Source organism: Methylobacterium fujisawaense, from assembly GCF_039619325.1.
Taxonomy (GTDB): domain Bacteria; phylum Pseudomonadota; class Alphaproteobacteria; order Rhizobiales; family Beijerinckiaceae; genus Methylobacterium; species Methylobacterium fujisawaense.
In genome coordinates this window covers 428,589-443,235 of record NZ_CP155000.1, presented here as the reverse complement: position 1 = coordinate 443,235, position 14,647 = coordinate 428,589, and the positions used below count along the sequence as shown (strand labels likewise).

Annotated in this window: 5 protein-coding genes; all 5 read right to left on the bottom strand. The window is 77.2% G+C overall.

The window, feature by feature from the left end; all coding sequences use genetic code 11:
* Positions 1-182: 182 nt before the first annotated feature.
* The 5 genes from ABC766_RS02180 to ABC766_RS02160 are packed head-to-tail and all read right to left on the bottom strand — an operon-like array spanning position 183 to position 14,496.
* The gene (locus ABC766_RS02180; protein ID WP_345820960.1) at positions 183-2,123 is read right to left on the bottom strand and encodes an SWIM zinc finger family protein; all 1,941 of its coding nucleotides are present in this window, start codon (positions 2,121-2,123) and stop codon (positions 183-185) included.
* 9 nt (positions 2,124-2,132) lie between these two features.
* Positions 2,133-3,263, bottom strand: a complete 1,131-nt coding sequence (locus ABC766_RS02175) for a VWA domain-containing protein (RefSeq protein WP_342145544.1) — start codon at positions 3,261-3,263, stop codon at positions 2,133-2,135.
* The gene (locus tag ABC766_RS02170; RefSeq protein ID WP_345820958.1) at positions 3,260-11,041 is read right to left on the bottom strand and encodes a DUF4132 domain-containing protein; all 7,782 of its coding nucleotides are present in this window, start codon (positions 11,039-11,041) and stop codon (positions 3,260-3,262) included. Before ABC766_RS02170 ends, ABC766_RS02175 begins: the two co-directional genes overlap by 4 nt.
* A 48-nt stretch (positions 11,042-11,089) precedes the next feature.
* Positions 11,090-13,390 carry a DUF5682 family protein gene (locus ABC766_RS02165; protein WP_345820957.1) on the bottom strand — a complete coding sequence of 767 codons (2,301 nt, stop codon included), beginning with the start codon at positions 13,388-13,390 and terminating at the stop codon, positions 11,090-11,092.
* Positions 13,387-14,496: an ATP-binding protein gene (locus tag ABC766_RS02160; protein WP_043382316.1), complete on the bottom strand. Its 1,110-nt coding sequence runs from the start codon at positions 14,494-14,496 to the stop codon at positions 13,387-13,389. The genes ABC766_RS02165 and ABC766_RS02160 overlap by 4 nt, the downstream gene beginning before the upstream one ends.
* Positions 14,497-14,647 lie beyond the last annotated feature (151 nt).

Sequence of the window (14,647 nt, the reverse complement as noted above, 5' to 3'; positions counted from 1 at the left end):
CGTGCGGGCCGCGCGCCGGACGAACGGGATGGCCCAGGCCTGGGCGACGATCGACGGATCCGCGCATTCGGGCTCCTCACGCAACGATCGGGACGGGACGGCCGGCGAATCACGGCGCCCGAAACCGCGGCAAGCTGCCCCAGGGCGCCGGATGGGGCAACCGCGTCCCCACGATTCGGTGATCAGCCCTCGGCCGGCCCGGGATCATCCCGCATGGCGGCGACCCAGAGGGCAGCCCGGGCGAAAGGATCGGGCTCCGCGCCCGGGGGGGCCAGGGCGGCGGCGAGGAAGGCCGAGAGCCGCGCGGCGGTGGCGGGATGCCCCGCCGCCGCGAGGCGCGCCACGAGGTCGGCCCCGCCGGCGCGGGCGTTCGCCGCGAAGGCCCGCCGCCCGGCATGGAGGGCGTTCGCCAGGAGCGCGGCCGCCTCGTCGAGGAGCGTGGCCGGCCCCAGGTCCGGTGCCGGCGGGATCGGGTGGCCGGCGCCGTCCGGGGCGGCGAGGTCGGGCACGACGAGCCGGTCGACCGACACCGACCAGGGATCGCAGACCAGGGCCCCGTCGGCGATCCGCACCGGGCCGGCGACCTGCCGCACCGGTCCCCAGCGCCCCGAGCAGGCGCCCGCGAGGGCGTCCAGGGCGTGCGGCGCGGCGGGGTCGTAGGCGCGGGCGAGATGCAGCGTGCCGCCCGCCTCCGGCAGTTCGACGGCGGCCTGCCACGTCTGGGCGCCCGGTGCCCAGGCCTGTCCCAGAACCGCGTCGACGGGGAAGACGTGGAAGGCCTCCAGCCGGTCGCGCGGCCGCAGGAAGACCGGCGGCCGCTCGGCCAGACGGCGCAGGATCGACGGGACGTCCCGCGCCGCCAGGGGGGCGGGCACGGTCACGCGGGCGTCCCGCGGCAGCAGGGCCGTGCGGCCCTGCGCGCCCCGGCCGAGGGCGAGGAGCCCGTCCGCCCGGCGCCGGGCGACGCTGGTCAGGATCTGGCCCTGGCCGGTGCCCGAGACGGACAGGCCCGATCCCAGGAGCCGTCCGGGCAGGCTGCCGACGAAATCCACCTCGGCCTCGCCCGGCGCGAAATCGCGCTCCAGGGCCAGGAGCGCGCCGGTATCGGTGTCGGCCAGGGCCACCCGAGCGGTGGCCCCCCGGCCGCGGGCGAGGAGCCGGGCGCCCAGGGAAACCAGGCGCGTCCTGCCCATGGCGGTCTCGTAGGGCTGGCCGACGCCGAGGGCGGACTCCCCGCCCCGGACGCGGCCGAGGAGTTCCGTGGCGAGCGCCAGGACCACGGCCGCGTCGTAGGCGGCGTGACGCGCGGCATAGGCCGCGAGTTGCCCGGCCAGGTCCGCCTCGGCCAGCAGGATCTGCGTGGCGCCCCGCCTCTCGGCCGCCCGCCGCAGCCGGACGAGGGCGGCGTCGTGGGCTTCCGGACCGGATACCACCCCGGCCTCCAGCAGGCCGGCGACCACCCGGTCGGCGGCCTCCGCGAGGCCCTCCTCCGCCGGCCCCGCCTCCGCTCCGGCCGGCGCCGCCCCGCCCAGGCGAATCTCGGCGGCGCCCCCGGCCGCCCGGAAGGCGCGGATCGCCAGGGCGACGTGGGCGCAGCCGCCCCCGGCCGCGCAGTCGCAGCGGGCGTAGCCGACGGCGTCGGGCACGAGGAAGCGCACGGTCGCGGTCGGGAGCCGCGCGGCCGGCACGGCGCCGCGCTCCAGCCCGACCGTGATCCCACCCGCCAGGAGGCGCCGCAGCTCCGCCGCCGCCGCGCCGCCGAGCCCCGCCTCGAAGGCGGCGCCGTCGAGGCTGCCGGGATCCCAGGCGACCGCCGCGGGTGCGGCTGGCTGCGCCGGTCCATCCGCGACCGCCGCGGCCCGGTAGGCGACGACGAGGGCGACCCGGTGGCGGCACATCCCGCTCGCCGGGCAGGTGCAGCTGGCCTCGCCCGGGGGCCGGCCGGGGCCGAGCCGCGTGACCGTGCCGTCGGCGAAGCGCGCCTCGACGGTGCCGTCCTCGGCCTCCGCGAGGGTGGGCCCCTGGCCGGCGGCCACCTCGCGCAGCGCGCGCTTCACCAGCCCGGCATTGGCGAGCTGGACGAGGCCGTCATCCGTGAGGGCGCGGAGGTCGGGGCGGGCCATCGCCGCGGCTCAGCTCCGGATCGCGGCGGCGAGCCAGCCGGCGAGTTCGCCGGGCGTCATCGCGGCGATCTCGGCACCGGCCGCCACGAGCCGCTGGGCCATCGCCCGGTCGTAGGCGGGCTGGGCCGCCGAATCGAGGGCCGCGAGCCCGAGCACGCGGGTGCGCTGGCCGGAGAGCGCCCGCACCTGAGCGACCAGGGCGGCCTCGCTCGCGCCCTCGTAGAAGTCGGAGACCAAGACCACGATCGCCCGCTCCGGCGCGGTGATGAGGCCGGCCGCGTAGCGCAGGGCCCCGCCGATATCGGTGCCGCCGCCGAGCTGGACCTTCATGAGCAGCTCGCAGGCGTCGTCGCAATCGCGGGTCAGGTCCACCACCGCCGTGTCGAAGGCGACGAGATGGGTGCGGATGCCGGGGAGCTTCCACAGGCAGGCGGCCATCACCGAGGCGTGGATCACCGAATCGAGCATCGACCCGCTCTGGTCGACGAGCAGGATCACCTGCCAGGGCCGCATCTGCCGCCGGTTCCGAGCGAAGAAGTGCAGCCGCTCGACGGTGATCCGCCGGCTCTCGGGATCGTAGTGGCGCAGGTTGTCGCGGATCGTCCGGTTCAGGTCGAGGTCGCGGGCGCCGGGCAGGCGCGTGTGCCGCCGCCGGTCGAGCACCCCCGAGAACGCCACCGCGAGGTCCCGGGCCAGCCGCTCCATCAGCTGCCGCACCACCTCCTGGACGAGCTTGCGGGCCATCACCAGCACGTCGGGCGCCATCAGGTGCTTGGTGCGCAGGACCGCCTTCAGCAGCGTCTCGTTCGGCGCGACCCGGGCCAGCACCTCGGGGTTCGTGACCACGTCGTCGATGGCGTAGAGCTCGATCGCGTCGCGCTCCAGCCGCTCGATGGTCTCGCGGGGGAAGAGCGTGTGGACCGCGTTGATCCAGCCCGGCACCGTCAGGGTCGAGCCCTCGCGGCCGCCCTGGCGCCGCTCCCCCCGCGCCGTGCCGTCGGCGTCGCGGCCGTAGAGCCAGTCGAGGGCCTGATCCATGGCGGCGGCCTCCCCCGACAGGGCGCAGCCGGCCCCCGCGCAGGCGGACTCCGCCGCCTCGCCCAGGATGAGCCGCCAGCGCGTGACGGGGTCGAGGCTCACCGCAGCCGCGTCCCGGCGAGGAGGCTCGGTCCGCGCAGGAGCTCGCTCGCCGTCACCGGCGCGAGCGCGCCGAAGGTCCGCTGGCCCGGCTCCGTCCGGTTGCTCCAGGGCGAGCCGAGGGTCAGGTCGCCGAGGGTCTGCTCCCGGTCCTCGAACTCCACCGCGCCGGTGAACAGGCCCTCCGAGAAGATCAGCGAGGCCTGGCCGGCGGCGCCCCCCGGGAAGGTGACGGCACGCTCGATCCACCAGACCACACCGCCATCCTGCGGTGACCCGAGGGGCCAGCCCTTCGCGGCCATGCCGCGCAGGCGGTTGGCCTCCACCACGGTCCCGGCGAAGCGGCTCGTGGTCGATGCGGCCGCCTCGGCCTCCGTGAAGGCGTAGGTCTCGCGGGCGAGCTGCGGGAAGGGCTGGACGATCTCGTAGTCGCCGAACAGCGCCCCCCAGGCGGCCAGGGCCCCGGGGTCGAGTTGCAGGGGATGGACGAGGCCGATCAGGCCCGGGGCCGCCCCGGTCAGGTCGAGGTCGAGCGGCGCGTCGTCGGCATCCGTGAAGGTCAGGTCCTCGGCCACCCGGAAGGTCAGGCCCGGGCCGGTCCGCGGGTCGGCATCCGCGAAGGTGGCCCAGACGAGGCGCTGGGCGAGGTGGCGCACGAGCGGGTGTGCGGCGAAGCAGGGGCCGAACACCGTCGGCTGGACCCGGCGGGCGCCGGCGAGCATCGCCTCCAGGCGGGCCACCTGCAGGCTCGCCACGGCCCGCGCGTCCTTCTTCAGGGCACCCCAGCGGGCCACCGCCGCCGCGGCCTTGCCGGCATCGTCGGCCTTGGCGGGCTTGGGCAGGTCCTTGAGCCTCTGGCCGGCGGCGTCCCGGACCCAGGGCTTCAGGGTCTCGTCGAACCCGACACGGAAGCCGCGGGGGCCGAAATCGAGGTCGAGGCCGCCGCGCTCGTCGAGGTCGAGGTCGGGGGCGAGCCGGTCGGCCAGTTCCTCGGGGGTGAGGCCGCGGGCCTCGGCGAGCTGGGCGATCTTCTGCCGGGCCTTCTCCTGGAGCCCCTTGAACTTCAGCTTCTCGGCGATGCCGTTGAGGTTCATCAGCGCGACGTCGGTGCCGATATCGACCAGCACGTCGAGTCCGGTGACCGCGCGGGCGTGGGCGGCCTCGCCGGGCCAGCGGCGGATCAGGCGGGTCAGGTCGCGGGCCGTGGCGTCGGTGCCGAACCAGCCCAGCGCGCGCAGGGCCCAGCCGTCCTTCGAGGGCGTCCCGGCGGCGATCCAGGCGGAGAACAGGTCCCACGCGAAGGCCGCGAGGCTCGCCTCGGTGCAGGCCTCGCGGACCATCGGCACGCCGGCGTAGACGGCGTCCGGGTTGGTGAAGGACAGCATCTCGCAGAGGGTCAGGATCGCCGCGTCCGGCAGGGCGGTCCCGTCCCGCAGACGCGGCCGGGTCAGCATGGACGGCACGACCCAGGCGGGCGGCTTGCCGACCTTGGCGGGGACGCGGGCGAGGGGATCGCGGTCGAGCACCTGCGCGACCGCCTCCGTCACGTCCGGTGCCTGGTCCGCGTAGCGCGCAGCCACGGAAGTGATGATGGCGCGGCCGTCCGCCCGGTCCTGCGCCAGCACGCGCAGGGCGTGCTCGCCGGCGTCGCGCAGCGCCCCGGGCCGGCCCACGGCGTCGGGCAGCAGGCGGATGAGGGCGGTCTCGGGATGGCGGCGCAGCCACGCCAGCGCCGGCTCGCGGGCCTTCTTGAGCTTGGTGAGGGCGCGGGCGGCGGGCACGGCGAGACGGCCATCGTCCACCGCCAGGACCGCCGGCAGGAGCCCGACCGGATCGGCCTCGACCAGCCCGACGAGGCCCGGCATCGCCCGCTCGCCGAACCGCGACAGCATCGCCCACACGATCTCCGGCCATTGCGAGACGTGGGAGCATCCCGCAACGACGCGCGACTGGGCCCAGAGGGCGAGCGCCAGGGGCTCGGGCTGCCGCTCCAGGCTGCCGACCAGTTGGCGATAGGGCGAGTTCGCCCAGTAGCGGCAGGCCTCGTCGATCTGGGCGACGCGGGCGGCGACCCAGGCGATCAGGGCCGGCGGGTCGTCGCGCGGCGGCTCGGAGAGCGGGGGCGGGATCCGGCTCCAGCCCTGCGTCGGATGGGAAAGCTCGGTGGCCGCCACGAAGGCCGACAGCGCCTCCGGGCCGTCGAGGGTCACGGCGTTCCGCGCCCGCCAGTAGCTCGGGGCGACCTCCGGCACCGCGTGCGCGAACGGCGTCGGCAGCGGCGCGAGGGCGAGGACGAGGTCGTCCCGGGTCCGGGCCTTGGCCCGCCAGGGCGGATCACGCAGCACCCGCGGCCAGGCGGCGGGCTCCGCGAGGGGCACGGCGCGGGCCTCCGCCAGGGCATCGAGGATCCCCCCTCCACGCCCGCCCGACGCCGCGAGCCAGCCGCGGACCCGGTCGATCCCGTGGATATCGAGCGCCCGGTTCACTCGGGCGCGCAGGGCCGGCTCCGATCGGCCGCCCGCGAGGGCGGCGAGGCAGCGGGGCAGGATCGCGGCGGGGTCCGCCTCCAGCGCCGCGTCGAGGGCCGCCGCGACGGGCTTCTCGTGGAGATGGGGCAGCAGGGCCGGCAGCGCGCCGGCCTCCCCCGTCGACAGGATCGCCAGGGCGACCGTGCGGCGCTCCTCGTCGAGGGCGTAGTGGAGCAGCCAGTCGAGGGCCGGCAGGGCCGGCTGCCCGGCGGCGCGGGCGACCGCCAGCAGGGTCGCGGCCGCCTCGGCCGCGTCGAGGGCGCAGTAGACGAAGTAGAAATGGTAGCTGCGCTTGGCGCGCCAGCCCGCGACGGCCTCCGGCGGCGCGTCGGCGAGGAGCGGCAGGTAGGCCGTGTCGGCCGCGACGTCGATCCCCGCCGCGGCGGCCGCCTCGACCACCGCGACGGGCTGGAGCGGGTGCAGGGCGGCCCGGTCGTCGGCCAGGATGAACGCGAAGGCGCAGGCCGCCGGCCAGTCGTGGTCCTCGGCGATCCGCGCGTTCAGGAACGCCACCGCGGCGTCGTAATCGGCCTCCGGGGCGCGCACGAGGGCGGCCCGCAGGGCGAGCTGGAGCGGCTCCGCCCAGGACAGGCGCTGGTAGGCGCGCGGCGTCTTCGGGTTCGGGCGGCGCCGGTCGGCCATCCGGGCGACGGTCCCCGTCCCGCCCTCGGCCACGGCGTAGCGCAGGATCGCCTCCAGCGCCCGCCGCAGGACGGCGTCGCCGGTGGCAGCCCGGGACGGATTTCCCTGTCGGCGCGCCTCCGCGGCGTCGACGATCGCGTCCAGCCAGGCGGCGAGGCCGTCCCGGTCCGGCGGCGCCCCGGCGAGGCGCGCGGCCTCGGCATCGCCGAGCGCGGCCGCCAGCGGCGCCGCGATCGCCCGCCAAGCCTCCGCCGCGTCCGGGCGCGGACCGGGGCGCAGGCGGGTCGGCAGCGGCTCCGCCGCGAAGACCGCGGCCGGGGCGGCGGGCAATGCGGGCTCCTGCGCGGCCGGGTCCGGGGCGGGCTCGGCCGCCGCCGGCGGAGCCGCGACGGGTGCCGTCTCGTCGGTGGCCGTCACGGTGGCCGGTTCGGCGGGGATTTCGGCGGCGCTCTCCGGTCGCTCAGCCGTCCCGGACGCCTGAACCGCATCCGCGGTCCGAGCCGGTGCGGCTGGGGCGGCGGCGGGTGCGGAAGCCGATCCCTCGGCGCGGACGTAGCCCTTGGCGGTCTTCTCGCGGACGAGCTTGTCCTTCTCCTTCACGGCCGCGGCGGCGTCGGCGCAGGTCTTGTCCTTGCTCTGGCCCTGGGTGCCGAGGCGCCCGAAGCGGACGGTGAGCGTCGGGCCGGAGACGCCGACCTCCCAGAACTTGGCCGCGCTGCCCTCGACCAGCTCGTAGCGTTCCATGGGCTCTCTCCCTCTCACGCGTCGCCGGCGGCGGCGAGCAGGCTCGGCGTGCGCAGGACCTCGCTCGCGGTCACCGGATCGAGGGTCGCCGAACCGGTGGGTGGCCGCGGCGCGCCAGCCGGTGTCGGACAGGGTCAGGCTCCGCAGCGTCTGGATCCCGTCGCCCTCCGGGCCGGGCCGGTGCCAGAACCCGTCCTCGAAGCGCAGGACCGCGACGAGGCGGGTTCCGTCGGGCAGCGCGACCGGCCGCTGCACCGCATGGACGTGCTCGCCACCGGTGTCGGTCGACCAGCCCTGGGGCCGCAGGCCGCGCAGGCGGCGGCCGCCCACCCGGATTCCGTCGAAGCGCAGGGTCTCGGCGCCGCCCCGCTCGGCCTCGGTGAACGCGAAGGTCTCGCGGGCGAGTTGCGGGAAGGGCTGGGCGATCTCGTAATCGGCGAACAAGCCGCTCCAGGCCGCCAGCGCTTCCGGGTCGAGGTGCAGGGGATGGACGAGGCCGACCACGCCCTCGGCCGCCGCGACGTCGAGGGCGAGGGCGTCGTCCGCGGCGTCGGTCGGCGAGAGATCCTCCGCGAGGCGGAAGACGTGCCCCGGCGGCGTCGCGGGCGCACCGTCCGGATAGAGCCCCCAGACGAGGCGCCCGGCGAGGTGGCGGATCAGCGGGTGGGCGGCGAAGAACGGCCAGAACACCCCGGGGGCGACGCGGCGCTGGGACGCCAGCATGGCCTCGAGCCGGGTGACCTGCAGGCCGGCGGCGGCTTCCGCGTCCTTGCGCAGGGCCGCCCAGTGCCGGGACGCCGCCTTGGCGGCCTCGGGATCGTCCGCCTTGGTCGGGCGGGGCAGGGCGGCGAGCCGCCGGCCCTCGGCGTCGCGCAGGACGGGCTTCAGCGTCTCGTCGAAGCCGACCCGGAACCGGCGCTCCCCGAAGGACAGGTCGAGCCCGCCCCGGGCGTCGAGGCCGAGATCGGGGGAGAGCCGGTCGGCGAGGTCGACCTCGTCGAGGCCGCGCGCCTCGGCGGCGTCGACGATGGCGGCGCGGGCAGCCTCGCGCAGCTGCAGCAGCGGGCTCTTCTCGGCGATGGCGCTGAGGTTCATCAGCGCCACGTCGGTGCCGATCCCGGCGAGCACGGCGATGCCGGCCCGGCCGCGGGGCTTCAGGCCGGCCTGCCCCCAGGCGCGGATCTGACGGGTGAGGTCGCGGGCGGCGTGGTCGCCGCCGATCAGGGCCAGCGCCTGCAGGGCCCATTCCCCCGTCGCCTTGGCGCCGGCGGCGATCCAGGACTGGAACAGCGCGACCGCGAAGGCGTCGAGGCTCTCCGGCGTGCAGGCGGCGCGGACCTGCGCGACGCCCGCGTAGGGCGTCAGCGGGTCCGAGAAGGCGAGCATCTCGCACAGGGCGGTGACGGCGGCGTCGGGCAGGGCGCCGCCGCTCCGCAGGACCGGGCGGGGCAGGGCGGCGGGGACCACCCAGTCGGGGAGCTTCGGCGGCTTGGCCGGCACCTGCTCCAGCGGGTCGCTGTCGACCCCGGCGGCCACCGACTCGGTCACGCCGGGATCCCGCTCCGCATAGGCCGCGACGGCGGCGTCGAGGGCGGCGCGCCCCGCGGGCTCGGCGGCGAGGAAGCGCAGGGCCGCGTCGGCGGCGTCGCGGTCCGGGCCGGCGGGCCCGAGGGTCTCGGGCAGGAGCCGCAGCGCCGCGGTGCGGGGATGGGCGCGCAGCCACGCGGCTGCGGCCGGCCGGAGCTTGCGGGTGCGGTGGAAGACCCGGGCGGCGACCGGGGCGAGGTCGGCGGCGTCTACCGGCTCGACCTCCGGCAGGAGCTGCGCCGGATCCGCCGCGACGAGGCGGACGAGGCCGGGCACGGCCCGCTCGCCGAAGCGGGACAGCATCACCGCGATGGTGCGCCGCCACGCCACGTAATGGGCGCGCTGCGGCCCGGTCTTCTCCCACAGCATCAGCGCCAGGGGCTCGGGCTGCCACCCGACCATCCGGAACCAGGGCCCGTAGTTGAAGTAGAAGAAGCCCGTGAACTGCTCGCGGGTGAGGTCGAGCCGGCGGTCGAGCCAGGCCAGGGCCGCCGCGGGATCCGCGTCGGCGGCGGGCACGGGCTCGGCCGGCGGCGGGATCGGCATGTCGTAGAGGGCCTCCGCCTCGGTGGCGCGGATCCGCGCCGCGAGGTCCGTCATGGCCTCCACCAGCGTTCCGGCCTGGAAGTAGAAGGTGCTGCGGTCGAGGGCCTGCTCGGGGTCGAAGCCGTGCGCGAAGGGCGTCGGGATCGGCGCCACCACCCGTTCCGGCCGGGCGCGCGCGGCCCCGCGCCGCCGCCAGGGCGGGTCCCGGAGCACGGGCGGCAGGGCCTCCGGCGCCGCCTGCGGCCCGCTGCCGGCGGCGAGCAGCCGGTCCAGGCGCCCCGCGCCCCGGCCCCCGTCGGCCGCCGCCCAGGCGCGGGCGGTCTCATGTCCGTGGCGCTCGGCGAGCGTGACGGCTCGCGGGCCGTAGGCGGGCTCCCCCTTGCCATGGAGCGCCCCGAGATAGGCCCGCAGCATCCAGTCGGGGAAGGCCGCGTCGGCGGCGTCGAGGGCGTCGCGGACCAGCTTGGTGCCCACGAAGGGCAGGAGGGCGTCGAGGGCGTCGGCGGCCCGGGTCTCCAGGAGCGCCCGGGCGATGAGCGTGCGCTCGGGGCCGACCGCTCCCTCCAGGAGCCAGACGAGGGCGGGGGTGGCCGGCTCTCCGGCCGCGTCGGCGCTGGCGATCACCGTGGCGGCGGCCTCCTCGGCCCCGACATCGCAGGTCGCCAGGGTCGCCCGGTGGAACGGCGCGGCGTACCAGGGCGCGGCCTGGCTCGGCGGCACGTCGACGATCAGCGGCAGGGCGGCGTGGGAATTGCCGTAGGCCTTGGGATCCGGCGGGTCGCAGCGCGCGAGCACCGCGCGGGCGCAGAGGGCATGGTCGGCGCCGGGCCGGTCGTCCGCGAAGACCGCCGCGAGCCAGCGGGCGAGGGTCGGCTCCGGCTCCGCGGCGGCGAGCCGGAGGGCTGCCTCCAGGGCCGCCGCGTATTCCGCCTCGGGGGCGGCGGCCAGGGCGGCCCGGACGCCGAAGGCGGTGGGCATGTCCCAGGCCGAGACCGGCAGGGAGCCGTACCGGCCGGAGGGGCGGGGCTGCAGCCGGTCGAACAGGGCCACGAGCGTCCCGGTGCCGGAGCGGGCCACGAGCCAGCGGGCGAAATGGGTGAACGCCGCCCGGGCCGCCGGCCCCTGCGGTCCGGGCTTGGCACCCCAGAGGCGCTGGTTCAGCGCCGGGCAGGCCGCCTCGAGCTGCTCCAGCCAGTGCCGGGCCTCGGCGTGGTCGGGGGCCGGCGGCGCGCCGTCGAGCCGGGAGGCGAGGGCCTCGGCCGGCGCGCGGGCCTCGTCGGGAGCGGTTTCCAGCAGCGGGCGGATCCGCGCCGCGAAGGCCGCCCAGTCGGCGGCGGCGTCGAGGGGCGGGCCGGGGCGGGTGCGCGTGGGCAGGGGCGTGCCGGAGAAGATCGGGGCGCGGCGCGCCTCCACCCGGGCGGCGGGGGCGGGCGAGGCCTCGGCGGCTTCGGAATCGGCGGCCCGGGCAACCGTGGCCTGGGCAACCGTGGCCTGGGCTGTCGCCCCGGCGGTCGAAGCCGGTGCGGCGTCGCCGGCCGGGCGATAGCCCTTGGCGGTCTTCTCCCGCACCAGCCGGTCGAGCTCGACCCGAGCCGCCTGCGCGCTCGCGAAGCTCTTGGTCTTGGACTGCCCCTGCGTGCCGAGCCGGCCGAATCTCACGATGAGAACGCTGTCCTCGGTCCCGGCCTCCCAGAACTTCGCCGATGATCCCGCCGTCAGCTCGTAACGCTGCATGCAGTCCTCTCCCCCGTGGCGCGGCGGTAAAATTTTCCTTGTCGCGTCTCAGGTCAACCCGTAGCGGGCGAGCCGCGCGGCGACCCGCGCCTCCCGGGCCAGGGCCTCGGCCTGATCGGCCGGGCGGGCGCGCTGGCGCATCCAGGCCAGGGCCTCGACCTCGGCCCGGGCCTCGCCGAGGCCGCTCCGGCGCAGGATCGCCACGGCGATGCGCTCACGCTCCCGGGGCGGGAACCACGCGAAGGCCATCCGCAGGGACGGCAGCGCCCGCAGGAAATCCTCATCGCCCCAGGCGGCCACCAGCCCCTCGACGGAGGCGAGGGTGGCGTCGGCGGCGATCTCCTCGCGGGCGAGGGCGAACAGGCCGGCGAGGAAGTCGCCCAGCGTCGCGGGCAGGCCGAAGCGGCGCAGCCGGGACAGGGCGGCCTCCGGGTCCGAGCCGGCCGCGCCGCAGGCGACCCGGAAGCCGAGGGCCGCCCCCGCGAGGGCCGGGGGCGTCTCCGGGTCGGCGAGGCGCCGGCCGAGCATGGCGGCGAAGGGCCCGCGCAGCTCGTCGAGGCCCGCAACCTCGGCGCCGACCTCGCGGAACAGGTCGCGGCAGGCGAGGAGCAGCGGGATGGCGCCGAGCCCCGCGCGGGGCTCCCGGATGCCTTCGACGACGAAGAGCGCCCGGGCCGCCAGAGCGGCGCAGAGGCGGGCGAGGGCGGGCCGCGAAGGCGCGAAGGCGTCGCCGAACCGGTACAGCCGCACGATCCCGGCCCCGGCGGCGCCCAAAGCGGCCACGTCGTGCGCCGCCGCGATGCCGGCGCTCAAGCGGGCCAGCAGATCGCCCTCCAGGGTCAGCCCGGCGAACAGCGCGTCGGACAGGGCCCCGGTGAGAACGGCGAGGGAATCCGGCGCCGCCTCGACCCGGGCGGAGATCCGGGCGGCGGCGGCCATCTCCAGGGTGCCGCCCCAGAGCGAGGCCTCGATCAGGGCGCCGAGCCAGTGCGGGTGGCGCACGAGCGTGAAGCGCTCCCGCGGCAGGCCGGGCTCGGCGCGGTCCGGCCCCTCGCGGGCGATCCCCGGCAGCCCGAGCAGCGCCAGCCGGTGCAGCAGGTGCGCCCGCGCCCGGTCGCCCGGCGCGGCCCAGTCGAGGTCGATGCTGCGGCGCGCCGGCCCCGGCTCCAGATCGGCGGCGCGCAGACGCTCGGCGACGTCGGCCACCAGGGGCGGCTGCCGGGTGCCGGGAGCGAGGCGTCCCTCGCGCCGGCCGGTGAGCGCCCGCAGCATCGCGGCGAGCGCGGGGTGGCCGGGCGCGGCGCCGCCGGCCGCCCAGGCGGGCGGGCGGTCGAGGGCGTCCTTCACCAGGGCGGCGAGAGCCGCGTCGATCAGGTCGGCGCGCAGGATCGCCGGATGGGCGCGCAGCCGGGCGAGGGCCTCGGCATGGACCCGCCAGGCGATGCGGTCGGCGGTGGAGACGACCTGTCCGGCCTCACGCAGGGCCGCGGTGATCGCCGTCATCGCCCAGTCGGCCGCGGGGGCGAGGCCCGCCTCGGCCACGCGCTCGTAGTAGCCCGGCGCCGGCATGCCGGCCGCGTAGCCCGAGAACCGGTCGAGCCGGAGATAGGCGTAGGGCACCACGTAGCTGCCGGTGCGCAGGTCCGGCTCCGGCGGCGCCGGCTCGGGCCGGGTCCCGTCCGCCTGCGCGGCGTGGCGCCGGACGGCGTCCGCGTGCCAGCCGCCGCAGACGAGGACCACCGGCCGGTCGCCGGCCGCGCGCAGGGCGTGGGCCGCGTAGGCGCCCATGAAGCGCTCGCGGGCCGCCTCGGCGGGATCGTCCGTGCCCGGCGGGCGCAGCAGGGCGAAGTAGCGGTCGAGCCGGGCCGGCAGCTCCGCCTCGGAGGACGCCTCGGCGAGGACGTCCCAGAGGGCGTCCTGGTCGGCGACGCCGAGGGCGGCGGCCAGCGCCCGCTCGGCGGCCTCGGCGCGGGCCCCGTGCGGGTCGGCGTAACGGTTGGCGCGGCGTCCGAAGGCCGGGTCCCAGGCCGGTAGGTCGCAGAACAGCGTCTGCGCACCCACCGCCCGGCCCGCCTCCAGCGCCTGCCATTCCGGCGAGAAGGCGCAGAACGGCGTGTAGGAGGCGGCGCTGCCGGTCGCATCCGCCCGGAACGAGAAGATCGCCACCGGCAGGTCGTGGCCGAGGGCGAGGTCGGGCAGGTGCGGGTTGAAGTCCACCGGACCCTCGATCAGCACGAAGGCCGGCCGCAACGCCGCGATCCTGCGCCGGACGAGCCCGGCGCAGGCCGGGGAATGGTGGCGTACGCCGATGACGGTCAGGCGGCCGGAATCCGGCGCGGGACCGCTCATTGCGGGGTGAGGAGGTGCCGCGCCGCGTAGAGCTGGCGCCACGCCGCGCCGGAGCGGCGGCTGACGCGCTGGTCGAGATAGCGGCGCAGGCGGGCGAGATCCTCCGCGTCGTCCTTGGCGGCGGTGCCGGCGAGGCAGGCGACGATGTCCTCCGGCTGGCCGGCATCGCCCCGCAGGAAATGGCCCTTCACCCCGATGGCGTGGGCGACGCTGACCGCCTCCGCGGTGCTCATCACGGAGGAGAGCCGCTCCATGCCGGTGCCCTCCGTATCCACGGCCTCGCGCAGCTCCCGGAAGCAGGTCACGAGGAGTTCGAGCACCTCGGGATCCGGGCTGCGGGGCACGCCGGAGCGGGCCAGAAGCGCGGTGGCCTCGCGCTGCACCAGGGCGAGTTCGGCCTCGAGATCGGCGATCGGGAACACGGTCTCGAAGCCGAACCGGCGCTTGAGGGCCGCCGACATCTCGTTCACGCCCCGGTCGCGGGTGTTGGCGGTGGCGATGAGGTTGAAGCCGTCGCGCGCGTAGACCATCCCGTCCGCGCCGGTGAGTTCCGGCACGGCGAGCACCCGGTCGGACAGGACCGAGAGCAGGCTGTCCTGCACCTCCAGCGGGCAGCGGGTCAGCTCCTCGAAGCGGACGATCCGCCCCGCGCTGAGGCCGGTATGGAGGGCGCCCGGCACCAGGGCGCGGGGGCTCGGCCCCTCGGCGACGAGCAGCGCGTAGTTCCAGCCGTAGCGGATCTGGTCCTCGGTCAGCGACGCACCGCCCTGGATCGTCAGGGTCGAGCACCCGCTGATCGCGGCGGCGAGGAGTTCCGAGAGCAGGCTCTTGGCGGTCCCGGGCTCCCCGATCAGCAGGAGGGCGCGCGAGGTCGCCAGGGTGACCATGGCCCGCTCCACCAGCGCGGGCGCGCAGACCACCTTGGCGGGGGTCGCGCCGTCACCGCAGATGAAGCGCCGCACGGCCTGGAGCGAGAGCTGCCAGCCGGGCGGCCGCGGCGCCGAATCCTCGGCCCGCAGGCGGGCGAGTTCCGCAGCGTGGACGTCCTCGGCCGGGGGTCTCTGACGCGCCTCGCGATCGCCGCCCGCCCGCACCGCCTTCGCCATGCACCCGTCCCCTGCCGTCGCGCCGATCCTGTCGGCGTGTCCTGCGATCGGCAGAGCATGCCCCGGCACGGGCATGTCTCTCAAGCGCCTCCGAGCATCTCCGAGCATCTCCAAGCATTGGTGGCCCGGCGCATGCGTCCGGCCGGCCCGC